This window comes from Tessaracoccus yangjingae, from assembly GCF_055326235.1.
This window is the reverse complement of sequence record NZ_JBUZNN010000012.1, coordinates 40,877-65,661: the sequence shown is the minus strand read 5'-3', so window position 1 is coordinate 65,661 and position 24,785 is coordinate 40,877. Positions and strand designations below refer to the sequence as shown.

The following is a 24,785-nucleotide window of genomic DNA, read 5'->3' as shown; positions in this document are numbered from 1 at the left end:
CGAAAGTCAACCGGGGTTATCAACTTGTGATAATCGGGCGCCTTCTGCGCCCGGCGAACCGCGCCGTCGTCGCCGCCTGGGTGGGGGGACGAGTTGAGCCTGATCTGGGGTTCAACGCGGGTGAAACGTGCAAATCGGCCGTTTCGCGCGTTGAGATCCAGATCAGGCTCAACTCAGCCCCGCGAGAGCCGTGTCAGGCTCAACGCGGGTCAGGCCTGGGGGCGCAGGAGGGGGTAGAGGATGGTCTCGCGGATGCCGACGCCCGTCAGCAGCATGATCAGGCGGTCGATGCCGAGGCCCAGCCCGCCCATGGGCGGCACGCCGTACTCGAGCGACTCGATGAAGTCGCCGTCGAACTGCATCGCCTCCGGGTCGCCCCCGGCCGCCTTGAGCGACTGCGACACCAGCACCTCACGCTGGATGACCGGGTCGACGAGCTCGGTGAAGCCGGTGCCGCGTTCCAGGCCACCGATGATGAGGTCCCACGCCTCGACCTTGCCCGGGTCGGTGCGGTGCGGGCGCGCGAGCGGCTGGGCGATCGACGGGTAGTCGTAGACGAACGTGGGCTGCAGCAGGTCCGGCTCGATCACCTCGGCGAACAGCTCCATCGCCATCTTGTCGGCGGCCCACTTCGGGTCGTACTCCACCTCGTGGGCGTCCGCGATCCGATGCAGCACGTCGAGGGGGGTATCGACGGTGATCTCCTCGCCGAACCGCTCCGACATGGCCGGGAACACCGACAGCCACGGCCACTCGCCGTCGAGGTCGATGACCCCCTTCGGCGTCTCGATCTGCCGCGACCCCACCGCATCCGCCGCCGCCACGACGATGTCCTGGATGAGCCGCGCGATCGTGCGCTGATCCCCCCACGCCATGTAGGCCTCGAGCATGGTGAACTCGGCGGAGTGCGTCGAGTCGATGCCCTCGTTGCGGAACACGCGGCCCATCTCGAAGACCCGGTCCGCGCCGCCCACCATGGTGCGCTTGAGGTGCAGCTCCAGGGCGATCCGCAGCGTCATGTCGATGTCGAACGCGTTGATGTGCGTGGTGAACGGACGCGCCGCGGCGCCGCCGTGCACGAGCTGCAGGATGGGCGTCTCCACCTCGATGTAGTCCTGCGCGTACAGCGTCTGGCGGACCGCCCGGGTGATGGCGGCGCGGGTGCGGACCATCTGGCGGGCGTCGTCGCGCACGATGAGGTCCACGTAGCGACGGCGGACCCGGGCCTCCTCGGACAGGTCCTTGTGCATCACCGGCAGCGGGCGCAGCGCCTTCGACGCCATCCGCCACTGCGAGGCCATGATGGACAGCTCCCCGCGCTTCGACGAGATGACCCGGCCGGTCACCCAGACGAAGTCGCCCAGGTCCACGTCCGTCTTCCAGGCCGCGAGCGCGTCCTCGCCCACCTCGGCGAGCGACAGCATCACCTGGAGGCGTTCGCCGTTGTCGTCGGGGGTGAAGCCGTCCTGGAGTGTGGCGAAGGCGAGCTTGCCGGTGTTGCGGATGAACACCACGCGGCCGCCGGTGGTGACCACGTCCTGGGTCTCCTCGCCGGCCTCCAGGTGCCCCCATCCGGCCCGGATGGCGCGCAGCGTGTGGCTGCGGGTCAGGTCCGCGGGGTAGACCTCCACCCCGGCCTCGAGCAACCGGGCGCGCTTCTCCTTGCGGACGGCGGTCTGTTCCGAGTCGCTGGGCAGGGGGGTGGGGGTATCAGTCACGCGGGACATCCTAACCGGTGGGGCCGCGTGACCCGTCACGACGGGGGCTCAGGCCAGGCGCACGCGCACGCCGTCGACGGTGTCCTCGAAGACCACGTCGGCGAGGCTGTCGACGGCCCAGTCCGCGGCCAACTCGTCGGCGGTGTGTTCGGTCAGCACGGCCAGCACCGGCATCCCGGCGGCGCGGGCCGCGGCGACGCCCGCGGGCGCGTCCTCGCAGACGAGACAGCGGGTGGGGTCGACGCCGAGCCGCTCGGCGGCCAGCAGGAAGCTGTCTGGGGCGGGCTTCCCGCGCTCGACCTGGTCCCTCGTCACGACCACCTCGGGCCGGGGCAGCCCGGTGGCGGCGAGGCGCACGTCCAGAAGCGCCGTCGTGCAGGATGTCGCGATGGCCCGCCGGCTGGTGGGGATCGCGGCGAACGCCTCTGCGGAGCCAGGGAGCGCGACGACGCCCTCGGTGTCGGAGACCTCCAACTCGTCGATGCGGCGGCCCGCAGCCGGGGCGATGTCCGCGGGCAGGAGGGCCCGGGCGACGGCCTCGGCCGGCCGACCCGTGTACTGCCTCAGCGTCTCCAGGTCCACGCCGTACTCGACGGCCCACAGCGCGTAGGCGCGGTGCATGGACGCCATGGAGTTCGCCAGCGTGCCGTCGAAGTCGAAGATGACGGCGTCGAACGTGCCGAGTTCGCTCACTTCCAGAGGGTCATTCCGACGAAGCTGGTCACGATGAGCCCCAGCCCGATCGCGAGGTTCCAGTCTCCGAGGGCACGCATGAAGCCGACGTACTCGTAGGCGAGGTTCCACGTCACCATCCAGGCCACGCCCAGGAGGCCGATCGGCAGGAAGACGGCGGGCACCCAGGAGCGCCCGGCCGGGGCCAGGCGGGCGGTCTCGCTGCGCTTCTCCGCAAGCTCGGCCTTCGCCTTGAACTTCTTCTTGTCCTCCGCGGACTTACGCACCTTTGATTCGGGCACTCTTGCCTCCTTCTTCGGAGTCCTAGCCTAGGCGAGCGACGACGAATCCCGCGCATCAGTGTGCCGGCCGGACCCCGGCGAGCCCCGCGCCGGCGGGTACCGTGGGCGCATGCGGATGTGGGATGCGGTGAAGGAGCGGGTGCCCCGCGTCCGCGCCAACATCGGGAAGAACCAGCTGAGGTCGCGGTCGCCGCGCGGGCGGGTGACCACCGTCCTGGTCTGCCTCCTCGCCGGCCTCATGATGACCGTGGCCGCCATCGCGGCCCGGGGCACGGACCTGCGCGCCGACCGCACGGCTGACCTGAGAGACCTCATCGTGTCCCAGGGGCGGCGCAACACCGAACTCCGGGGCGAGGCGGAGGCACTGCGCGCCGAGGTCGCGCAGCTCGGCTCCGCCCAGGTGGGCACCGGAGACCTTGCCGACGACCTCGCCCGAGCCGAGGAGAAGGCCGGCATGGTGGCGGTCGTGGGGCCGGGCGTGCGGGTGACGCTGACCGACGCGCCCAACGAGGTCAAGCCCGCGGGCGTGGACGACGACGCGCTCGTGGTCCACCAGCAGGACATCCAGGCGGTGGCCAACGCGCTGTGGGCGGGGGGCGCCGAGGCGATGACCATCCAGGGCCAGCGCGTCATCTCCACCACGGGCATCAAGTGCGTCGGCAACACCGTCGTCCTGCACGGCATCCCGTACGCGCCGCCCTACGTCATCGAGGCCATCGGGGACGAGGACCTGCTGCTGGCCGCTCTGGACGAGTCGCCGTCGCTGCAGATCTACCGCCAGTACGTGGCGGCCTACGGCCTCGGCTACGCCGTCGAGCGGTCTCAAGGGCTGGAGTTTCCCGCGTTCAGCGGATCCACCGGCGTGCGCCTGGCGACGGTCGCCGGCTGAGCCCCCGCCCGTCCTGGCAGCGATATGGGCGACGGCCGAACGGGCCGGCGGTGGCACAATGGCCGCGTGGCAGCCATCCTCGTGATCGACAACTACGACTCGTTCGTCTACAACATCGTGTCCTACCTCGCGCAGATCGGCGCGGAGGTGGAGGTGTGGCGCAACGACGACCCGCGCTTCGACGCGCCCGACTGGCATGAGCCGTTCGACGGTGTGCTGCTGTCGCCCGGCCCCGGCACGCCCGAGGAGGCAGGAGTCTGCGTCGATGTGGTGCGCGCGCTCGGCGGGGTGAAGCCGCTCTTCGGGGTGTGCCTCGGCCTGCAGGCGATGGCGGTGGCCTACGGCGGCGTCGTGGACCGGGCACCCGAGCTGCTGCACGGCAAGACCTCGCCGGTGTTCCACGAGGGCAAGGGCGTGTTCGCGGGGCTGCCGTCGCCGGTGACGACGACGCGCTACCACTCGCTGGCCATCGTCGAGGACACGGTGCCGGACGTGCTCGAGGTGACGGCCCGGACGGACACCGGCGTGATCATGGCGGTGCGCCACCGCGAGTTCCCGGTCGAGGCGGTGCAGTTCCACCCTGAGTCGGTGCTCACCGAGGGCGGCTACCAGATGCTGGCCAACTGGCTGGTGGAGTGCGGAGACGCGGACGCCCCCGCGCGCGCGGCGAAGTTGTCGCCGCTGGTGACCACCACCCTGACCTGACCAAGACCTACCGCAGGCGTCACACGACGACGCGGCCCACTCCGCTGTGGAGGGGGCCGCGTCGTCTTGGTCCGGGTCAGCGCCCGGGGCTACGGGGTGGGTGAGGCCGTCGGCTCCGGTGACACCGAGGGAGACGGATCGGGGGTCGGCGTCGCATCGGGGGTGGGTGTCGGGGTGGGGGTCGGAGTCGGCTCAGGCTCGGCCACCGCCACCAGCAGCTGGATCACCGTGCCGCGGTCCAGGGCGACGCCCGCCGCCTGATCCTGGTCGAACACCAGCCCCGGCGATACCTCGGAGGTCTCCGCCTCGGTGATGTTGACGCGGAAGCCCTTGGCCTCCGCCTCGCGCTGCGCCGCCGACGCGGTGCGCTCCGTCAGCACGGGCACGATCGAGCGACCCGTCGCCACCGTCAGGACGATCTCCTGGTCAGGCGGCACCTCGGCACCCGAGACGGGGTTGACCGAGACAACGTTGCCGGCCACCGCGTCGATGGGCTCGGTGGCGGGATCCGCCTCCTCCTCGCGGATTTTCGTCAGCCCGGCCGTGGTGAGGAGGCGTCGGGCCTCGGCCACCGTGACGCCGGTCAGGCCTTCCGGCACGGTCTTCACATCCGCGCCGCTCGACACCACGAGCGACACCCGCGAACCGGGCTCGACCATCTGGCCGGCGGCCGGATCTGAGCTGAGCACCAGACCCTTGTCGTCCTCCGTGCCCACCACGTAGGTCACGTTGGGCACGAGCCGGGCGTCGGTGAGGATGTTCGTGGCCGCGACCTCGGTCTGGCCCACCACCGTCGGCACCTGGACCGTCGCGGTCGACGGCGGCTCCGGCGGGTTGAGGATGGTCCAGATGGCCACGCCCATGGCGATGAGGATCAGCCCGGCGACGATCGCCAGGGCGATCACGCCCTTGTTGGACTTCTTCTCCGGCTCCAGGGGATCGGTGGCCGCCGTGGCCGGCGACGCGGCCGGGGAGACGGGCACCGCGACGGGAGCCACGCCGCGACGGGCCGTGGTGGTCATCGGGTCGCTCGCGATCACCTGCGTGGGCCGCTCCGCGGGCATCGCGGCCAGCACCGGCTGCCCGTTGAGGGCCCGCACCAGGTCTTCACGCATCTCGGAGGCGTCCTGGTAGCGGTCCCGAGGATCCTTCGCCAGCGACTTCAGCACGATGGCGTCCATCGACGGGCTGATCTCCGCGTCGATCTCCGACGGCGGCACGGGGATCTCGCGTACGTGCTGGTAGGCGACGCTCACCGGCGAGTCGCCCTTGAACAGCGGCTGCGACGTGAGCAGCTCGTAGAGCAGGCAGCCGACGGAGTAGATGTCCGAGCGGTTGTCCACCTTCTCGCCGCGCGCCTGCTCGGGGGAGAGGTACTGCGCGGTGCCGATGACGGCGGCGGTCTGGGTCATGGTGGCCGACGTGTCCGCCACCGCGCGCGCGATGCCGAAGTCCATCACCTTGACGGTGCCGTTGGGCGTCAGCATGACGTTGGCGGGCTTGATGTCGCGGTGGATGATGCCGGCCCGGTGCGAGTAGGCCAGGGCGTCGAGGACACCGGCGGTGAACTCCATCGCGCGCTCCGGCACGATCTTGCGGCCGTCGCGCAGCACCTCGCGCAGCGTCACGCCCTCGACGAGCTCCATCACGATGAAGGGCACGGAGACGTCGCCGTCGCGCTCCTCGCCGGTGTCGTAGACGGCGACGATGTTGGGGTGGTTCAGGCCCGCGGCGGACTGCGCCTCGCGACGGAACCGCGCCTGGAACGTCGGGTCGCTCGCCAGATCCACCCGCAGCCGCTTCACCGCGACGTCGCGCTCCAGCCGGAGGTCCCTGGCGCGCCACACCTCAGCCATGCCGCCGCGGCCGATCACCTGGTCGAGCTCGTAACGGCCGCCGAGCAGGGCACCTCGCTCTGTCATCGCTGAAGATCCTTCCGGTCGATCACGGACAATACTGCGCCATACACCTGAGAGGTTTCTGAGATGTTCATCGGAGAGCCTCCAGGACGGCCTTGAAGATCGGGGCCGCGAGCCGGCCCCCGGAGATGTCGTCGCGGTCCACGTCGGCGTTCTCCACGAACGCGACGATGGCCACGGTGGGGTCCTCGGCGTAGCCGACGAACCAGGCGTAGGGCGGCCGGTCGGGGGCGGTCTGGGCGGTGCCGGTCTTCCCGCCGACGACCACGCCGTCGGTCTGGGCGGGGCGCCCGGTGCCGTCCTCGACGGTGGCCACCATCATCTGCTGCAGCAGCTCGGCCGACGACTCGCTGATGGGCTGCCCGATCACCTCGGGGGTCCGGGAGCTGAGGACCGTGAGGTCTTGGCTGGTCACCGTGCTGACCAGGTAGGGCGACATCATGACGCCGTCGTTGGCGATGGCCGCCGCGACCTGGACGATCTGCAGGGGCGAGGCCGCCACGTCGTACTGCCCGATGGCAGACAGCGCCGTCTGCGCCTCGTCGATCTCGGTGGGGAAGCGGGAGGTGGCGGCCGCGATGTCGACGGTGGGCTCCTGGTTGAAGCCGAAGGCCTCGGCCATGGCGCGCAGCTTCTCGTCGCCGAGGTCCAGGGCGAGCGACCCGAAGGCCGTGTTGCAGGAGGTCTGCAGCGCCTGCTGCAGCGTGACGGTGGTGCCGCCGCAGTTGGTGGAGTTGCCGATGGAGCGGCTGGAGTTGGGCAGCGGCAGCGACACGGGGGCGTCCAGCTCGCTGCTGGGCACCATGCCGTCCTCCAGGGCGGCGGCCGCGGTGATCAGCTTGAACGTGGACCCCGGCGGGTAGACCTCGCGGGTGGCGCGATTCTTCAGCGGCTCCGTCGGAGAGTCCAGCAGCTCGGTCCAGGCCTCGCGCGCCACCTCGAGGTCCACCGTCGCCAGCCGGTTGGGGTCGTAGGTGGGGGTGGACACCATCGCCAGGATCTCGCCGGTCTCGTAGTTCATGGCCACGACGGCGCCCTGCTGGTTGCCCAGCGCCCGCACCGCGGCGGCCTGGGCGCGGGGGTTGAGCGTGGTGGAGATGTTGGCGCCCTGCGAGCGCCTGCCAGTGAGCAGGTCGACGAGGCGGCCGACCGACTGCTCCGGAGAGGTGCCGGCCAACTCCTCGTTGTAGTAGCTCTCGAGGCCGGAGCGGGCGTAGTCGTAGGAGTACCAGCCGGTGACCGAGGACCACAGCTCGCCCGCGGGGTAGGTGCGCACGTAGGGGAAGCGGCCGGGGCGCTCCACCGAGACGGCGATGGGGTCGTTGCCCACCAGGATGGCGCCGCGCGGGCGGGCGAACTCGGCGTCGCGGACCCGACGGTTGCGCGGGTCCGCGTTGAGGTCGTCGGCCTGCACCACCGAGATGGCGGTCAGGTTGAGCAGCAGGGCGGCCATCATCAGCGCCACGAACACCGTCACCTTGCGGATGGGGCCGTTCATCGGGTGATCACCGTCGTCGCGTCGTCGAGGAGGCTGAGGTCGCGGGGCGCGGCTGTCGCGGCCTGGGGCATGCGGCTGCGGTGCGAGATCACCATGAGGATGGCGATGATGATCCAGTTGGCGATCAGGCTGGAGCCGCCCTGGGACATGAACGGGGTGGTGAGGCCGGTCAGCGGCAGCAGGCGGGTGACGCCGCCGATGATGGCGAACACCTGCAGCGCGAAGGTGAAGCTCAGGCCCGTGGCGAGCAGCTTGCCGAACCCGTCGGGCGAGGTGACTGCCGTCTTGAAGCCGCGGGCCACCAACAGGGCGTAGACCATGACGATGGCCATGAGGCCCAGGATGCCGATCTCCTCGCCCAGCGCGGCGGCGATCATGTCGCTCTTCGCCAGGGGGGTGAGGCCGGGCCGGCCCAGGCCCCATCCGCGCCCGAACAGCCCGCCCCACGCGTACCCGAACTGGGCGCTGATGATCTGCAGGTTCTGGTCGTAGTTGCTGAACGGGTCCAGCCAGGCGTTCACGCGGCGGGGCACGTGGTAGGTGAACCGGAAGGCGGCCAGCGCCGCGACCACGAACGAGATCCCCGCCAGGATGGGCCACGCGGGCCGCTCCGTCGCCACGTAGATCATCACGGTGAACAGGCCGAAGAAGAGCATCGAGGTGCCCAGGTCGTTCTGGTAGACCATGACCACGAGGCACAGCAGCCACATCACCGCGATGGGCCCGAGGTCGCGGGCGCGGGGCAGCTCGATGCCCATGAAGCGGCGCCCGGCCAGGGCCAGCACCTCCCGCTTCTCGTACAGGTAGGCGGCGAACGCGATCGACAGCACGATCTTGGCCACCTCGGCCGGCTGGAACGAGAACCCGAAGACCCGGATCCAGATCTGGGCGCCGCCGGAGGAGACGCCGATCACGGGAAGCAGGGGGAGCAGCAGCAGCACCAGGCCGGAGATGAACAGCAGGTAGGGGTAGCGCTGGAGCCTGCGGTGGTCCCGCAGGCCGAACGCCACGACTGCGAACAGCAGCAACCCGAGCGCGGTCCAGAGCAGCTGCGTGGCCGCGTCGTCGTTGACCGGCTCGGGGATCTGGTCGATGCGCCAGATCATGGCCAGGCCCAGGCCGTTGAGCAGGAACACCGACGGCAGGATCACCGGATCGGCGTAGGGGAGCCGGAACCGGACGACGAGGTGGGTCGCGATGCCCAGGCCGAACCAGAACGACGCCACCACCACGAGGTTCTGGGGCAGCTCGCCGTACAGGTTGAGGCTGGTGATCAGCCACCCGGCGAGGCCGAACGACTGCGCCAGCAGCAGGAGCACCAGCTCCACGTTGCGGCGCTTGTTGTAGACGATTACCTCGTCGGAGACCGCCGGCTGGACAGCTGCGGACATCAGCAGGCCTCCGGATCCGCCTCGGCGCTGGCCGTGGGTGTCGCGGTGATGTCCGGGGGGAGCAGGAAGCTCGGGACCGCCGACGGCGAGGACGGCAGCGGGCCGGGGGTCAGGGTGGTGGTCGGCAGGCCGGGGAGTGTCGACGACGGCGTGGCCGTGGGGGTGGGCGACGGCGACACCTGGGGGGTGGGCTGCTGCCGCTCCTTGCGCACCTCGACGCAGCGCTCTGCCAGCGCGCGGAGCTGGCGGGTGGTGCCCTGCGCCGCCTCGACGCTGGCCACCGGGATGGTGCCGTCCACCACGCGCTGGTAGAACCGGGGCAGGTCCGTCACGGCGATGTCGGTGCGCTCGGTGAGCGTGTTGAGGTCCAGGCCCAGCAGGGAGCCCGGCAGGCCGTTGTAGATCGCCACGTAGCCGTCGTCGGAGGCGACGAAGTAGCGTGTCTTCGAGTAGGCGTAGACGCCCCACGCGCCGCCGCCGAGCACCAGCGCCACCGCGAGAATCATGGCCGTGATGCCTGGCCAGCGGCGCTTCGCCTCGTGCGGGGCGTAGCGCGCCACCTCCGAGGCGTCGTGCTCGACCACCACGTCCGTGGCCGACGCGGGCCACAGCGGCGCCTTGGGCGCCGATGCCTTTCCCAGCGCCAGTTCGCCGGGGCGGGGGACCTTGACCTCCGTCGCGGCCCCCACCAGCATGCCCTCGCGGGCGTCCAGGTCCTCGTCGGCGGGCACCACGTCGCCCACCACGATGGTGATGTTGTCGTGGCCGCCGTTGGCGTTGGCGGTGGCGGCCAGCTTCGCGATCGCCGCCTCCGGGTCCTCCAGGGTGAGGAACTCGCGCAGGGTGGCGTCGTCGACGAGGCCGCTCAGCCCGTCGGAGCAGAACATGATGCGGTCGCCCAGGTGGGCGTCGATCAGCTCCAGGTCTGGCTCGAAGTCCACCTGCCCGTTGAGCACCTTGAGGATGAGCGAGCGGTGCGGGTGTGTCGCGGCCTGCTCGGGGGTGATCTTGCCGTCGTCGAGCAGCGACTGCACCCACGAGTGGTCGTGCGTGAGCTGGGTGAGCTCGCCGTCGCGCAGCAGGTATCCGCGCGAGTCTCCGATGTGCGCGATGCCGAACTGGGAGCCGTTGAACATCGCGCCGCAGAAGGTGGTGCCCATGCCGTCGAGCTCGAGGTCGTCCTCGATCAGCTCCGTCAGCTTCGAGTTGGCGCGGGCGATCATGCCGCCCACCCGCTCCAGCATCTCCTCGCCGTCCGCCGCGCGGTGGTCCGAGCGGGCCGCCTCCTGCGCCGCGACGGCGGACGCGAGGTCCCCGGCGGCGGCGCCGCCCATGCCGTCGGTGACGACGAGCAGGGTGGGCGAGGCGTAGCCGGAGTCCTGGTTGTTCTTGCGGATCCGGCCGACCTCGGAGTGGGCGGCGAAGCGGAGGGAGAAGGCCATGGGCTAGATCTCGAACCGCATGAGGGTCTTGCCGATGCGCACCACGTCGCCCACGGTCACCTTGGTGGGCTCGGTCACGAGCTTGCCGTTGACGTAGGTGCCGTTCGTGGACTGCAGGTCCGTGATCACCCACGTGGTGGCGTCCTTCTGCACCAGCTGGGCGTGCCGCGCGGAGGCGTAGTCGTCGTCGAGGAGGAGCGTGGAGTCCGCGGCGCGGCCCAGGTTGATGGTGGGTTCGACGGGCACCGACGAGCCCTGCTGCCCTCCGGCCGTGATCGCGAACCGGGTGGGCAGCTTCGACCGGTTGCGGCCGCGTCCGCGGTCCGCCGGGATCGCGGCGAGGGAGGCGACGGGGACCCTGCGGCCGAACATGTCCGTGCGCACCACGTTGGCGACGAACAGGATGAACAGCCACAGCATGGCCAGGAAGACGATCTTGATCGCGGCGACGATGAGGTCAGACATGGCTCACGACCCCGTCGGTGAGTGGATCAGCAACCTCGTGTTGCCGACCTCGATCCTGGCCCCCTCGCCAACCCGGGTCTTGGTGATGCGGCTCCCGTTGACGTGCACGCCGTTGGTGGAGCCGAGGTCCTCGATGGTGACGACGGGGTGGTCCGGGTCACCGGTGACGCTGATCAGCGCGTGCCGCCGGGAGACTCCCGGGTCGTTCAGCCGGAGGTCCGCCTCAGCGCCGCGGCCGATCACCAGGCCCGGGGCCACCAGCGGATGGCGGACGCCGTTGACCTCCAGGACCAGCCGGCCGGTGAGCTCCGACGGGGCGGCGTGGCCGGTGGCGTCCGTTGCGGTGGCGTGGCTTGCGACGGTGAACTGCCCCGTGGGCAGCGACTCGTCGAGCACGTAGTCGATGGTGACGGGGCCGTTGAACACGTAGTGCCGGTCCGCCGCGTGGTCCCGGATGCCGGGCATGATCTCGGCGTTGAGGGTCTTGGAGTAGGGGACCAACCTGTCGTGGTCCGCCTGCGAGAGGCCGATGGTGAAGGCGTTGGGTACGAGGCGCTTGTCCCGCGAGAGGAGCTTGGCTTCGGCGTCGAGCTCGCGCTGGATCCCCGCGACGATCTCGACGGGGTGCACGAAACCCTTGAAGGCCTTCGCGAAGACCTTGCCCACGGCGGATTCGATCCGCTTCTCGGCCTTGTCAAAGACTCCCATGTGCCTCCTCTCGGTGCTCGGACAGCGCCTCCCCCCAGGCACACGTTCGCCGCCAGTCTAACCGCCGTGTCTGCGAGGGTGCGATATCGGGCTACGACAACGCCCTTTCATCGACCCTCGCTTGCCGCACAGGGGGACGTTGGTCGGGAGCTGTGTGTCGGCGCTGTGGTCGGGAGCTGTGGTCGGGGGACCGTGGTCGGGAGCTGTGGTCGGAAGCTGTGGTCGCGGGCCGTGGTCGGGAGCTGTGGTCGGGAGCTGTGGTCGGGTTGGGCGGTGTGTGGTGGGGGCCGGGCCGCCCATGATGCCGGTCGGCGGCGCTTCGCGCTGCCGCGTACCGTCATCAACGCCCACCCAACCTGCCCCGGCCCCCACCACCCCCCGCCCAACCTGCCCCGGCCCCCACCGCCCCCCCTCGATCGCTGGCTGAGGTGCCGCGAAGCGGCTTCGAAGCCTATGAAACGTGAGTTGACTAGGGGCTTGGGTAGCCTGCCCGGATGTTCTTGGTGTCGGGTTCTGTGGTCGGGTTGGGCGGGGTGTGGTGGGGGCCGGGCCGCCCATGTTGCCGGTCGGCGGCGCTTCGCGCTGCGCGTACCGTCATCAACGCCCACCCAGCCTGCCCCGTCCCCCACCACCCCCCGCCCTGCTGCTCCGTCGCGACTCTCGTCCCCAACCGTCCCCGCCGCCCTGCTCGGCGGTGTGGGGTGTGCACGACACGCCGTCGGGATCGGTGGTCGCGTGCGACTAGGGCCTCGAGGTGCGATTCGCGCGGCGTTTCGTGCCACGGGCTCCGGCCCGACGACGGCGGGGACGTGAGGTGTGCGCGAGGGTGGGGGACGGCAGGGCGGCTGGGCGCAGGGATGCCCAGCCCGAGGGGCACCCCGAAGAACCCGCCTGAAGCAGACCCTAGCCAGGGCCGCCCTGCCGGCACCCGCCCGAAGCCGACCACGCCACAGGCACACCAGTGCAGGGAGACGTGGGACGAGGCCCGGGCGGCCTCAACTACTCGACCACAGGCAAGCACGCGGCCGACCAGGGGACGGCGAACAAGGGCCGCACGGGCCTCGTGTCAGGGCTCCCGGCACCGACAGCGTGAGCTCCAATCGCGAGAACCTCGGCCCACTCCATGGACCGGCGCCAGTTGGTTTCGACACGCGCTGAGCCGCAGGCGGCTCGGCGCGGCTCAACCAGCGGGAAGGGGCACCCGAACCAGGGTCCCCGCATCGTGTGCAAGGTGGTGGCGGGTGAGCGGTCAGGCGGGGTGGGGGTGGTGGGCCCAGGGGAAGGTGGGCAGGGCGTCGGCGAAGGCCCGAAGGATCACCTGTGACCCCTCGAGCGCCGACAGCGACTCCTCCGCGAGTTGCGCCTCGACGTCGGATGCCACCGAACGCACCGACGGCGACGTCCGCAGCGACTCGAGCAGCTCGTCGCGCACCATGTTCCACAGCCAGTCGCGCTGCTGGTCCAGGCGCCTGGCCGCCAGTGACCCCTCCGCCTCGAGCTCGGCGCGATGCTTCTCGACGGTGTTCCACAGCTCGTCCAGGCCCGCGCCCGTGTACGAGGAGCATGTCAGCACAGGGGCGCGACGCTTCTTGGTGTCGCTGGTGATCAGCTTCATCGCGATGCTGAGCTCCCGCGCCGCGACCCGCGCGGCCTGCTCGTTGTCGCCGTCGGCCTTGGTGATGGCGATCACGTCCGCCAGCTCGAGGATGCCGCGCTTGATGCCCTGCAGCTGGTCACCCGTGCGCGCCACCTGGAGCATGAGGAACGTGTCCACCATCCCCGCGACAGCGACCTCGGACTGACCCACGCCCACCGTCTCTACCAGGATCACGTTGTAGCCGGCCGCCTCGAGGACGAGCATGGACTCGCGGGTGGCCCTCGCCACGCCGCCCAGGTGGCCGCCCGAGGGCGAGGGCCTGATGAACGCGTTCTCCCGCGCGGCGAGCTCCGCCATGCGGGTGCGGTCGCCGAGGATGGAGCCGCCGGTGCGCGACGACGACGGGTCCACCGCCAGCACCGCGACGCGATGGTGGCGCTCGTCGATCAGCTTGACGCCCATGGCGTCGACGAAGGTGGACTTCCCCGCACCGGGGACGCCCGAGATGCCGACGCGGAACGCGTGACCGGTGTGCGGCGCGATCAGCTTCAGCAGCTGATGCGCCATCTCCCGGTGCTCCGGCTTCGACGACTCCACCAGCGTGATCGCGCGGGCGATGTGCCCCCGCGACCCCGCGACGATCCGGTCCGCCAACTCCTCGGGTGTCACCTTGCGCATGGCTCAAGACCCTACCGCCGCGGGCTCCCGCGACGTCGTCAGCCCCGCGTGGAGTTGCCCTCGAGTTCCAGGATCTCCTCGGCCGCCGCCGCGACAGCTTCAGTCAGCGCCACGTCGGAGGCCAGCGCCGGGTCGAGGAACGCGACGACGCGGGCCGCGTCGGCCTGAAGGTCCTCGCCGACGAGCCCCGCCAACCCCTCGCCGCCGGCGTCGCGCACCGGCGCGCCGTGGCCGCGGAGGTGCAGCAGCCACGCCGCGACCGCACGCACGGCCGCCGCGGGCATCTCGCCGCGGGCCCGGAACGCGCTCACCGTCGGCATGATCCGCACCGGCAGCTTGAGGGAGCCGTCGCTGGCGATCTGCGCCAGGAGGTGCCGGATGTTGGGGTTCTCGTAGCGCTCGAGCAGGGCCCGGGCGTAGTCCTCCCACGGCACCTGGAGCCCGACGCCGGCCTCGGTCCACCACTGCTCCACCCAGGCGCGCAGCGTGGGGTGGGCGATGGCCTCGGACACGGTCTCGACGCCCAGGATGGGGCCGGCGTAGGCCAGCAGCGAGTGCGACCCGTTGAGCATCCACAGCTTGCGCTGCTCGTAGGGCTCCACCTCGTCGACGATCTGGGCGCCCGCGGACTCCCAGTCGGGCCGGCCGGCGGGGAACTCCCCGCTGATCACCCATTCGCTGAACGGCTCGGTGGGCACAGGCGAGGCGTCGGTGTAGCCCTGGGCGGCCGAGACGGCCGCGAGCTCCTCGGGGGTAGTGGCGGGCGTGATCCGGTCCACCATGCTGGTGGCCCAGGCCACGTTCTCCTCCATCCACTCCACGAGCGTGGGGTCGACGGCGGCCGCGGCGTCCGTGACGACGGCGGCGAACGCCGACCCGTTGTCCGGGATGTTGTCGCACGGGAGGATGGTCAGCGGCCCGGCGTCCTCGGTGCGGCGGGCGAGCAGGCCGGCCAGGATGCGTGCCGGCACGGTGGTGACGGTGAGCGCGCCGATGGCCTCGGGGCTGAGGTCTCCGGCCTCGACGAGCCCCCGCAGGACGGCGAGGTCTGCCGCGACACTCTCGTCGGCCAGGTCGAGCCGGCCGTCGGGGGTCCGGTGGTAGCCGGCCTCGGTCACCGTCGAGGTGACGACGGCGAGGTCGGGCGAGGCGAAGTATCCGACGAGCGCCGCGAAGTCGGAGGCGGGGTGCACCGTCGAGACCGACGAGATCACCTCGAACGAGTCGCCGTGGGAGCCCTTGGTGATGAGCGTGTAGAGGCCGTCCTGCGGGGTGAGGAGGTCCGCCATCGTGGGGCGGCGGCCCGTGAACGCCGCGATGCCCCACTCGGCGGCGTCGGAGGCGTGCTCGGTGTACCAGGCCTGGTGGGCGCGGGTGAAGTTGCCGAGGCCCAGGTGGACCATGCGGACGGGGGCGGCGGGGCGGCCGAAGGCCGCGCGGGTCAGGGTGGGGAGAGTCACAGCTTGAACACCTTCTTGGGCTGGGTGGAGACGAGATCGATGGCGGTCTCGACGGCCTCGTCCATCGCGAGCCGGTGCTCGGCGACGAGGGAGGCCAGGAATGAGGAGTCGACGCGGCGGGCCACGTCGTGGCGGGCGGGGATGGAGCAGAACGCGCGGGTGTCGTCGATGAAGCCGGACGTCTTGGTGAAGCCGGCGTACCCGGTGACGCTGCGGCGGTAGCGCATAATGGCGTCCGCCTCGTCGATGAACCACCAGGGCGCGCCCACGTACATGCCGCGGTACCAGCCGGCCAGGGGGGCGAGCTCGCGGGAGTAGGCGGTCTCGTCCATGGTGAACACGACGATCTGGAAGCCCTCGGCGTTGCCGTAGGCCGACAGCAGCGGCTGCAGCGCCCGGGTGAACTCGACGCCGTAGGGCACGTCCCCACCGACGTCGGCGCCGAAGCGGGCCTGGGTGGCGGGGTCGTGGTTGCGGTGCACTGCGGGGTGCAGCGTCATGACGAGGCCGTCGTCGCACGCGAGGCGGGCCTGGTCGTTGATCATGTGACGGCGCAGCGCGTCGGCGTCGGGCGCCGCGATCGTGCCGGCCAGCGCCTCCTTGAACAGGTGCTCGGCGCGGGTGTCGGTGAGGCGCTCGGTGCCGGCGTCGGCATGCGAGTGGTCGGTTGAGACGGCGCCCTGCTCCTTGAAGAACAGCCGCCGCACCCGCATGGCCTCGACGTGCGAGGCGTAGCTGGTGATGTCGACGTCGGTGACGCGGGCCAGGTTCTCGGTGAGCTCGCGCCAGCCGGGGCGGGCGGACTCGAGGTAGGCGTCGGGGCGGAACGTGGGCACCACGCGCCCGGTCCACGTGGGATCGGCGGCCAGCTTGGCGTGCGCGGAGAGGTCCGAGCAGGGGTCGTCGGTGGTGGCCATCGCCTCGATGTTGAAGCGGTGGTAAAGCGCCCTCGGGCGGAACTCGTCGCGGGTCAGGCAGTCGGCGATCTGGTCGTAGATCTGGTCCGCGGTCTCGGCCGAGGGCCGGACGTCGACGCCGAACACGTCGTGGAACTCGGACTCGAACCAGAACTGCACCGGGGTGCCGCGCAGCACCTTCCAGTTCTCGCACAGGAGCCGGAACCCGGCCCGGGACTGCTCCCCGGTCAGCGCGGTGCCGACGGGGACGCCGAGGTCCGCCAGGTCCACACCGGCCGCGCTGTGCAGCATGCGGTTGGTGTAGTGGTCAGGGGTGAGGAGCAGTGTCGTGGGGTCGCTGAACGGCTCGTCGTCCGCCAGCCATTCCGCGGGGACGTGGCCGTGGGGGGAGACGATGGGCAGCTCCGCGACGTGCGCGTAGAGCTCGCGGGCGATGTCGCGGACCCCCGGATCTGCCGGGAGGAGGCGGTCCGGGTGCGGGGAGAGGGCTGCGGGTGACATGGGGGTCTTACCTGACTTCCGTGTGAGGTGATGTGGGCTTGGGGTCGTGGAGTGGAGGGGGTGCCACGCTCTCGCGCACCAGCAACTCCATCGGGGTGACGATGGTCTCGGCGCTGGGGGCGCCGCGGTGCCGCAGTTGCGTGATGAGCGCCTTCGCGGCGCGCGCGCCGATCAGGCTGGTGGCGGGGGAGACGGTGGTGAGCGTCGGCGTGGTGAGCACCGACGAGATGGAGTTGTCCACGCCGATCACGGACACGTCGTCGGGCACCTTGTAGCCGGCCCCTTGGACCTGCTTCATGAAGCCGATGGCCATGATGTCGTTGTAGGCGATCACCCCGGTGGTGGGGTGCTCCTGCCACTCGCGGGCCGCGGCGAAGCCGCCGTGGATTGACGGCGCGTTGGGGCCGATGCGCCTCAGGTGCAGGCTCAGCTCCTGGCAGGCCTCGGAGACCGCGCGCCAGCGGGCGCCGTCGGCCCACGAGGCGGCCGGCCCCGACAGGTATGTGATCCGGCGGTGCCCGAGGGTGGCCAGGTGCTCGACGGCGCGGCGCAGGCCGCGGGCCGTGTCGGGGATGATCGAGGGCAGGCCGGCGATGGCGCGGTTGACCGCCACCACGGGGGTGACCTTGACGATCTGGGCGATCGCGGAGTCGCTCAGCCTCGACGACGTGAGCGCCACCCCGTCGACCAGGTGGAGGACGCTGTGGATGAGCTGGTTCTCGGTCTGGCCGTCCTCCTGGGAGTCGATGAGCAGGACGGTGTGGCCGTGCTCGGCCGCCTCCTTCTGGAAGCCCTTCATGATGTGGGCGTAGACGGGGTTGGTCACGTCCGCCACCACGAAGGCGAGCAGCTTCGTGCCCGGGCTGCTCTCCGAGGAGCGGGCGATCGGGTCGACGCGGTAGCCGAGCCTGAGGGCGGCCTCGTGGATGCGCTGGCCGGTCTCTGCGTTGACGCGGCCGGGCCGGGCGAAGGCGCGTGACACCGTCGACGCCGCGACGCCCGCCTCCCGCGCCACGTCGTAGATGGTGACGCGCTTGCGGCGCTTGGGGGTGGACTCGTCACTCATCGCCGTCCTCCTCGCCGTCGGGCCAGGGGGCGCCCGGGTAGAGCCCGGCACGCCAGGCGGCGCCCTGCGCCCGGGTGAGCGCCACGCGCTGCGCGCAGCCGAGGGTGGTGGCCAGCTCCTCGATGTCGCGGAACTCAGCGGTGGCCTGGTGGATGGCCGAGCCTGGGCCGTCACCGGAGACCTTGATCCGCACCTCGATGCCGTCCACCTCCACCGGCCGCCACGTGCGGCGCAGCACCCGGCGGCGCCACGGCGGCGAGATCCGCACGCCGATGGTTGAGGTGTGGGTGATGAGGGCGTCCACCACGTCGTCGACGGCGGCCTGCGGGACCAGCGCGGAGACGGTGTGGGCGGGGCGGCCGCGCTTCATCGTGATGGGGGTGAGCCACGCGTCGACGGAGCCGGCGTCCAGGAGGCGGTCGATCACCGCGGGCCAGACGCGGGGGTCGAGGTCGTCGATGTTGGCGCTGACCTCGCAGACCTCCTCAGGGGTGCGGTCCTGGCCAGGGGAGCGGCCCGAGGCGTGCTGCTGGGCGGCGGTGGCGCCGATCACGGCCCGGAGCACGCCGGGACGGTCGGCGCGGACCCGGCTGCCTGCGCCGGTGCCGGTGCGGTGCACCGACATGCGGGGCAGCGGGCCCACGGCCTCGCACAGGGCGCGGATCAGCGTCATGCCGGTGGGGGTGCAGAGCTCGCCGACGTCTGCCGGGCCCCCTGCCTCCACCTGCCAGCCGCGGGACAGCTCCATGACGGCGGGCGGCGGGACGGTGAGCAGCCCGTGCTGGGTGGGGACGGTGCCCGCCCCGACCGCCACCACGGAGCTGACGGCGCGCTGGACGCCCAGGGTGCGGGCCGCCTCGCAGACGCCGACGATGTCGCCGATGGAATCCAGGGCGCCCACCTCGTGGAAGTGGACGTCCTCGGGGGTGGTGCCGTGGGCGGCCGCCTCGGCCCTGGCGAGGGCGCGGAAGGCGGCGGTGGCGAGCCGGAGGGTCGCGGCGGGCATGCCGGGTACGTCGAGCATGGCCTCGATGTCGCTCAGGTGGCGGGCAGGCGGGTCCACCTCGTCGGCGATGACGTCGATCTTGAGGGCGGAGAACGGCCCGCGCTCCACGCGGCGCGAGCGCAGGTGCAGGGCGCCGGGGGCGATCAGGTCGAGGACGGCGGCCACGGACCCGGCGTCGGCGCCGGCGTCGATGAGGGCGGCCAGGAGCATGTCGCCCGAGGCGCCTTGCGTCGCGTCGATCCACAGGGTGGTGGGGGCGAGGACGTCCTGGCGGATGCGGCCGGGCTCGATGCGGGTTCCGGCGTCCACCACCTGGCCGTCGGCGGTGGTGAGGCGCGGGTGCGCGTGGTGATGGGTGTGGTGGCCGCCGCCGGTGACGATGTCATGCATGGCGGGCCTCCCTGGGGGCCGCTATCTGCGCGGCCAGGTGGCCCGCGCCGTACCCGTTGTCGATGTTGACCACGCCAACGCCGGGCGCGCACGAGTTGAGCATCGCCAGGAGCGCGCCCACGCCGTCGAACGTGGCGCCGTAGCCCACCGAGGTGGGCACCGCGACGACGGGGCAGGACACCAGCCCCGCCACCACGGGCACCAGCGCGGCATCCATGCCCGCGGCCAGGACGATGACGTCGGCCTCGCGCAGGTTGTCGAGCCGGCCCAGGATGCGGTGGAGCCCGGCGACGCCGACGTCCACGATCTCGACGGTGTCGCGGCCGAGGTAGCGGGCCGTCAGGGCCGCCTCGCGGGCGACGGGGAGGTCCGAGGTGCCCGCGCAGACCACGACGACGCGGCCGCCGGTGGGTGCCGGCGGCTCGGCGGGCCAGGCGAGCAGCGAGGCCGTCGGGTCGTACGAGGCGTGGGGGAGCTCGGCCAGGATGGCCTCGGCCTGCTCGGCGGTGGCGCGGGTGAACAGCACGGTGCCCAGGGCTTCCGTGTCGGCGGCTGCGCGCTCGCGCCACATCCGGGCGATCTCGCGGCACTGCCCGGCCGTCTTGCCGAGGCAGAACACGGCCTCCGCGTAGCCGCGGCGCTTGAAGCGGTCGAAGTCGAGGTGGGCCACGTCGGTCATAGCGCCTCCGGACGGGCGGTGAGGATCTGCAGGGTGAAGGCGCCGGACTGGATGCCGGCGAGGTCCAGGGTGACGGTGCGGAAGCCGGCCGCGCGGACCTCGGCGAGGAGGCGGGCGCTGCGGGCCCGGTCGGCCAGGAGGCCGAACTCGTCGACGGGCACCTCGATGCGCGCGGAGTCGCCGTGGTGGCGCACCCGGCAGTCGCTGAACCCCGCGCCGAGCACGGCGTCCTCGGCGGCGTCGATGGCCGCCAGCTTCTCCGCGGTGACCTCCTGGCCGTGCGGGATGCGGCTGGCCAGGCACGGGGACGCGGGCTTGGCCGCGACCTGCAGGCCCAGATGGGCCGCGATCCGACGGACGTCGGCCTTGGTGGCCCCCGCGGTGGAGAGGGGGTGGCGGACGTGGTGCTCGCGCGCCGCCCTGCTGCCCGGGCGGTCGGGGCGGACCGCGTCGTCGGCGTTCTCGCCGTAGGCGACGACGTCGAGGCCCAGCTCGGCCGCGACACGCGAGTCGAGGCGGGTGAACAGCTCGTCCTTGCAGAAGTAGCAGCGGTCCACGGGGTTGGCGCTGTAGTGCGGGTTCTCGAGCTCGTGGGTGGCCACCTCCACCACGCGGAGGCCGAGCTGTTCGGCCTGGCGGTGGGCGAGGCGGCGCTCGCGCCGGGCCAGCGACGGGGAGACGCCGAGGAGGAGCACGGTGTTGTCCACGCCGACGGCGCGGGCGGTGAGCGCCCCGAGGACGGCCGAGTCCACCCCGCCGGAGTAGGCGACGCCGACGCGGGGGGTGGCGCCGTCAGGTGCGAGGTCGGCGGCCACCAGGGCCGCGACCCTCTCGAGTGCCGAGGGGAGGGCGGTGTGGAGATCGGCCCTCGCTTCCGTCGGCCGCGCTGCGCGATGGGAGGTCATGTCCGTCAGCGACCCTGCTCGTCGCGCAGGCGCAGCCAGCGGTCGCGGACGCCGTAGGCCGCGGCCTTGGGTAGCCGGTCGCGGGTGAACATGCCCTTCTTGTTGCCGCCCACGCGCATGATGCCCGGGGTGGTCTGGAAGTCGGCGAAGTTCCACATCTGCTCGCCGGCCACCTCCGCGTAGTCGTCGAAGACGCGGTGGTACATGCCGAGCAGCTGCGCCTGGAACTCCTCCGACCAGGGGCGGGAGTGGAAGTCGCGGAGGCCGTTGAGCGTGTCGGGGCCGTACTCGGTGAAGATGATGGGCTTGCCGGGCGCCAGCTGGATCCAGGCGTCGATCTCCCTGCGCAGGTGGGCCTCGGCCAGCTCCACGTCGCCGTTGTCCCAGTACCAGCCGTAGTAGCGGTTGAGCATGACCACGTCGTAGAGGTCGGCCACCTTCTCCTTGTCGGGGGTGGACAGCTGCACGTTGACGTAGCCGACGGGGCGGGTGGGGTCGGCCTCGCGGGCCGTCTTGACCAGGGGCTCGAAGTAGGCGCGGCCGGCGTCGGTGAAGGTCTCGGGCTCGTTGGCGATGGACCACAGCACCACGCTCGGGTGGTTCCTGTCGCGGGCGATCAGCTCGCGGATGTGGGCGGCGTGCACGCGCTGGGTCTCGTCGTTGACCGTGTCGGGGCTGAAGGTGGATCGCGGGTTGTCGTCGCCGAAGATGCCGCCGGTGATGCCCGCGTTGAGGCCGACGGCCGCGGTCTCGTCGATCACGACGAAGCCCTGGCGGTCCGCGTAGTCCATGACCTCCTCCGCGTACGGGTAGTGGGAGGTGCGGAACGAGTTGGCGCCCTGCCAGGTCATCAGCTCGAAGTCGTGGACCATGAGCGCGTTGTCGTGGCCCTTCCCGCGGGCCAGGTTGTCCTCGTGGCGGCCATAGCCGCGGAAGTAGAACGGCTCGCCGTTGATGAGGAACTGGGAGTCCCTGACCTCGACGGTGCGGATGCCGAACGGCTGGGGGTAGACGTCGTCGTCGGCGTGGACCTCCAACGTGTAGAGGTAGCCGCGCCCGGGCGCCCACAGCTCCGCGTCGGCGACGGTGATCTCGCCGCTGGCGCCGTCGGCGGAGGCCACCTCGGCGCCGGTCGCGTCGAGGACGCGGACCCGGACGCTGCTCGCGCCGTCGGCCACCACGTCGTAGGCCACCACGCCGTCGGTGCCCGCGATGTCGGTGACGATGGTCACGTCGGTGACCGCGACCGCCGGGCGGGTGTAGAGGATCACGGAGCGGTGCAGGCCCGCGTAGTTGTAGAAGTCGTGGAAGTAGTACTGCTTCTCGCGGCCCAGCTCGTCGGTCTTCACGAAGCCCGGCGGGATGGACTGCCACGACAGGCGGTTGTCGACGGCGACGGTGAGGCGGAAGGAGCCCTCGACGAGGTCGGTGATGTCCGCCTCGAAGGGCAGGTAGCCGCCCACGTGGCTGACCACCTCGGTGTCGTCCACCCAGACGGTTGCCTGGTGCGTGGCGGCGCCGAAGCGCACGAACAGGCGCTCGCCGTCGACGACGCGCGGCACGGTGACGGAGCGCTGGTACCAGACGACGCCCACGTGGTCGTGGAGGGCGGTGTCCGTGGTGATGTCGTTGAAGGAGGCCGGCACCGGCATGGGGCGGGAGTCCGTCAGTCGGCGGGCGTACCAGCGGTCGTCGCGGCCCTCGTGCTCGGTGTCGGCACGGAAGTCCCACACGCCGTCGAGGGTCGTGATGGATCGGCTGACGGAGGGGCGTGCTCCCAGCATGTCTTGCTCCTTTGCGAGGCGGTGCGTACGGGCGGGCTGTGGGATTCATTGCACCATGTTGCCGACTGGCCAGATCCTGGGTTGCCACAAGTTGCCGTGGGATCGGGCGCTGTTGCGCGGCAGCACCATCCCGGGGTGGACGTGGTGGCAAGAGATGGCAACTTATGGCCACCCGGATCGGCCGGTGCGACAGTTGAGTCACAGCCCAGGCGGATCGACACCACCGAGGGACCTGACCTCACACCCCGCAAGGCGGCGTCGAAGCCGCTAGTCAAAGGAGACTTACATGTCAACCATCGCCGCACCCTCCAGCAGGAAGGCAACAGACGTCCGCCCGTTCGGCTGGCGCGACAAGGTCGGCTACATGTTCGGTGACTTCGGCAACGACTTCACCTTCATGATGTCCGCCTTCTTCCTCGGCGCCTTCTACATCAAGGGCATGGGCATCGACCCGGTCGCCGTCGGCCTGGTGTTCCTCGTGGCCCGCTTCGTAGACGCCTTCACCGACGTCGGCATGGGCGTCATCGTCGACCGCTCGAAGCCCACCGCCGCCGGCCGGTTCCGCCCCTGGATCCTCCGCGGCGCCATCCCTGTGGCGCTGGCCATGGTGGCCATCTTCGCCATGTACTGGTTCCTGCCGGTCGGCGAGGCGCAGATGGGCGCCAAGATCGCCTGGATGTGGGTCACCTACTTCCTCTGGGGATCTGTCTTCTACACCATGATCAACATCCCCTACGGCTCGATGGCATCGGCCATCTCGCCCGAGGCCGACGACCGCTCGCAGCTGTCGGTGTTCCGCTCGATGGGCGCATCGCTGGCCGGCATCGTCATCTCGCTGACCGTCCCGCTCATCGCCTTCCAGGGCAAGGACATCCTCACCGGCCGCTTCCCGATCATCGCCGTCGTGTTCGGCATCCTCGCCGTGGTCTGCTACCTGCTCTGCTACGTCAACGTGCAGGAGCGCGTCGTCGTCGAGACCAAGGCCAAGGGTGAGGGTGGCGGCGCCGGCGCACTCGTCAAGGGCCTGTTCACCAACCGCGCCCTCGGCGGCCTCATCCTCGCGGCCATCATGCTGCTGTTCGCCTCCCTGTTCGCCGGCTCCGTCAGCTCCTTCCTGTGGCTCGAGTACTTCGAGCGCGGCGAGCTCGCCTCCATCGGCCAGATCCTGTCCTTCCTTCCCGCCCTCGCCCTCGCCGCCTTCGCCCCGGCGCTGGCCCGCCGCTTCGGCAAGAAGGAGATCGGCGTCATCGGCGTCCTGCTCTGTGGCCTCCTCCACATCGCGCTCTACTTCGTGGACCTCCGCAACTCGCCGTTCGCCTTCCTCGTGGTCTTCGGCTTCGCGGTCATCGGCCTCGGCCTCTTCAACGTCCTCGTGTGGGCCTTCATCACCGACGTGATCGACCAGCAGGAAGTCAAGACCGGTGCCCGCAACGACGGCGTCGTCTACGCCGTGTACTCCTGGTCCCGCAAGTTCGGCCAGGCGCTGGCCGGCGGCCTCGGCTCCATGGCCCTCGGCTGGATCGGCTACCAGACGGCCACCGCCGGCGAGTCGGTCACCCAGAGCGAGGAGACCATCCAGGGCATCTGGATGCTGTCCACCCTGCTGCCGGGCTTCATGTACCTGGCCTGCGCCCTGGCGCTCTGGCTGGTCTACCCGCTGGGCAAGAAGGCAGTGGAGTCCAACATCGCCGAGCTCAAGCGTCGCCGCGCCGAGGCGGAGGCTGCCGCCACCGTCTGATCCTCGACGACGAACCGGGACCGACGTCCCACTCACGAACGGCCCCCGCTCAGGCGGGGGCCGTTCGTCTGTTCCCACCGCCCGGCCCGGCCCCACCCCTCGCCCTGCTCGACGATGAGGCGCGTGCACGACACGCCGTCGCGATCGGGGGTCGCGTACGTATAGAGCACCGAGGTGCGATTCGCGCGGCGTTTCGTGCTCGGCTGACCCTCTCCGACGCTGGTTGGGCCGTACCCTTTCCCGAGCTGGTTGAGCCGCGCCGAGCCGCCTGCGGCTCCGCGCGTGTCGACTTGGGTTGAGCCGGGCCTTTTCTCCGCTGGTTGAGCCGCGCCGAGCCGCCTGCGGCTCAGCGCGT

Annotated in this window: 20 protein-coding genes; 3 read left to right on the top strand and 17 right to left on the bottom strand. The window is 71.2% G+C overall.

Features of this window, described 5'->3' with window-relative positions:
• Positions 1-209 precede the first annotated feature (209 nt).
• From ACZK5D_RS14805 to ACZK5D_RS14795, 3 genes are read right to left on the bottom strand one after another with little or no spacing between them, the layout of a single operon-like run.
• Positions 210-1,727 carry a lysine--tRNA ligase gene (locus ACZK5D_RS14805; protein WP_463665823.1) on the bottom strand — a complete coding sequence of 506 codons (1,518 nt, stop codon included), beginning with the start codon at positions 1,725-1,727 and terminating at the stop codon, positions 210-212.
• A gap of 39 nt (positions 1,728-1,766) precedes the next feature.
• Complete coding sequence (locus ACZK5D_RS14800; protein ID WP_463665822.1) at positions 1,767-2,411, bottom strand: HAD family hydrolase; 645 nt, start codon at positions 2,409-2,411, stop codon at positions 1,767-1,769.
• Positions 2,408-2,692 carry a cell division protein CrgA gene (locus tag ACZK5D_RS14795; protein ID WP_463665821.1) on the bottom strand — a complete coding sequence of 95 codons (285 nt, stop codon included), beginning with the start codon at positions 2,690-2,692 and terminating at the stop codon, positions 2,408-2,410. Before ACZK5D_RS14795 ends, ACZK5D_RS14800 begins: the two co-directional genes overlap by 4 nt.
• 109 nt (positions 2,693-2,801) lie before the next feature.
• Here ACZK5D_RS14795 and ACZK5D_RS14790 point away from each other — a divergent pair, with 109 nt between their 5' ends.
• Positions 2,802-3,581, top strand: a complete 780-nt coding sequence (locus ACZK5D_RS14790; protein WP_463665820.1) for a DUF881 domain-containing protein — start codon at positions 2,802-2,804, stop codon at positions 3,579-3,581.
• A gap of 66 nt (positions 3,582-3,647) precedes the next feature.
• Complete coding sequence (locus ACZK5D_RS14785) at positions 3,648-4,286, top strand: aminodeoxychorismate/anthranilate synthase component II (RefSeq protein WP_463665819.1); 639 nt, start codon at positions 3,648-3,650, stop codon at positions 4,284-4,286.
• Between the two features lie 89 nt (positions 4,287-4,375).
• On the opposite strand, the gene pknB is transcribed toward ACZK5D_RS14785, so the two are convergent.
• The 14 genes from pknB to uidA all read right to left on the bottom strand — a co-directional run bounded on the left by pknB (position 4,376) and on the right by uidA (position 22,692).
• Positions 4,376-6,208, bottom strand: coding sequence for a Stk1 family PASTA domain-containing Ser/Thr kinase (gene pknB / locus ACZK5D_RS14780; RefSeq protein ID WP_463665818.1), 1,833 nt, complete (start codon positions 6,206-6,208; stop codon positions 4,376-4,378).
• A gap of 67 nt (positions 6,209-6,275) precedes the next feature.
• Entirely contained in the window at positions 6,276-7,703 is a 1,428-nt protein-coding gene (locus ACZK5D_RS14775; protein WP_463665817.1) for a peptidoglycan D,D-transpeptidase FtsI family protein, read from the bottom strand.
• Entirely contained in the window at positions 7,700-9,094 is a 1,395-nt protein-coding gene (locus ACZK5D_RS14770; RefSeq protein WP_463665816.1) for an FtsW/RodA/SpoVE family cell cycle protein, read from the bottom strand. The genes ACZK5D_RS14775 and ACZK5D_RS14770 overlap by 4 nt, the downstream gene beginning before the upstream one ends.
• Positions 9,094-10,536 (bottom strand): PP2C family protein-serine/threonine phosphatase, encoded by a 1,443-nt coding sequence (locus ACZK5D_RS14765; protein WP_463665815.1) that lies wholly within the window; start codon positions 10,534-10,536, stop codon positions 9,094-9,096. Before ACZK5D_RS14765 ends, ACZK5D_RS14770 begins: the two co-directional genes overlap by 1 nt.
• A gap of 3 nt (positions 10,537-10,539) precedes the next feature.
• On the bottom strand, positions 10,540-11,001 hold the full coding sequence (locus tag ACZK5D_RS14760; protein ID WP_458995233.1) for an FHA domain-containing protein FhaB/FipA: 462 nt from the start codon (positions 10,999-11,001) through the stop codon (positions 10,540-10,542).
• 3 nt (positions 11,002-11,004) lie between these two features.
• Positions 11,005-11,709, bottom strand: a complete 705-nt coding sequence (locus ACZK5D_RS14755; RefSeq protein ID WP_463665814.1) for an FHA domain-containing protein — start codon at positions 11,707-11,709, stop codon at positions 11,005-11,007.
• 1,249 nt (positions 11,710-12,958) lie between these two features.
• Positions 12,959-13,984 (bottom strand): methylmalonyl Co-A mutase-associated GTPase MeaB, encoded by a 1,026-nt coding sequence (gene meaB / locus ACZK5D_RS14750; RefSeq protein WP_458995231.1) that lies wholly within the window; start codon positions 13,982-13,984, stop codon positions 12,959-12,961.
• Between the two features lie 38 nt (positions 13,985-14,022).
• The gene (locus ACZK5D_RS14745; protein ID WP_458995230.1) at positions 14,023-15,444 is read right to left on the bottom strand and encodes a mannitol dehydrogenase family protein; all 1,422 of its coding nucleotides are present in this window, start codon (positions 15,442-15,444) and stop codon (positions 14,023-14,025) included.
• Complete coding sequence (gene uxaC / locus ACZK5D_RS14740) at positions 15,441-16,862, bottom strand: glucuronate isomerase (protein WP_458995229.1); 1,422 nt, start codon at positions 16,860-16,862, stop codon at positions 15,441-15,443. Before uxaC ends, ACZK5D_RS14745 begins: the two co-directional genes overlap by 4 nt.
• Positions 16,863-16,869: 7 nt before the next feature.
• Positions 16,870-17,928, bottom strand: a complete 1,059-nt coding sequence (locus ACZK5D_RS14735) for a LacI family DNA-binding transcriptional regulator (protein ID WP_458995228.1) — start codon at positions 17,926-17,928, stop codon at positions 16,870-16,872.
• Positions 17,921-19,324, bottom strand: coding sequence for a nickel pincer cofactor biosynthesis protein LarC (gene larC, locus ACZK5D_RS14730; RefSeq protein ID WP_458995227.1), 1,404 nt, complete (start codon positions 19,322-19,324; stop codon positions 17,921-17,923). The genes ACZK5D_RS14735 and larC overlap by 8 nt, the downstream gene beginning before the upstream one ends.
• A complete protein-coding gene (gene larB, locus ACZK5D_RS14725; RefSeq protein WP_458995226.1) occupies positions 19,317-20,003 on the bottom strand; it encodes a nickel pincer cofactor biosynthesis protein LarB in 687 nt (228 codons plus the stop codon). The genes larC and larB overlap by 8 nt, the downstream gene beginning before the upstream one ends.
• On the bottom strand, positions 20,000-20,908 hold the full coding sequence (gene larE / locus ACZK5D_RS14720; protein WP_458995225.1) for an ATP-dependent sacrificial sulfur transferase LarE: 909 nt from the start codon (positions 20,906-20,908) through the stop codon (positions 20,000-20,002). The genes larB and larE overlap by 4 nt, the downstream gene beginning before the upstream one ends.
• A gap of 5 nt (positions 20,909-20,913) precedes the next feature.
• Positions 20,914-22,692 (bottom strand): beta-glucuronidase, encoded by a 1,779-nt coding sequence (uidA, locus tag ACZK5D_RS14715; RefSeq protein WP_463665813.1) that lies wholly within the window; start codon positions 22,690-22,692, stop codon positions 20,914-20,916.
• Positions 22,693-22,978: 286 nt separating this feature from the next.
• Here uidA and ACZK5D_RS14710 point away from each other — a divergent pair, with 286 nt between their 5' ends.
• The gene (locus ACZK5D_RS14710; RefSeq protein ID WP_458995223.1) at positions 22,979-24,430 is read left to right on the top strand and encodes an MFS transporter; all 1,452 of its coding nucleotides are present in this window, start codon (positions 22,979-22,981) and stop codon (positions 24,428-24,430) included.
• Positions 24,431-24,785 lie beyond the last annotated feature (355 nt).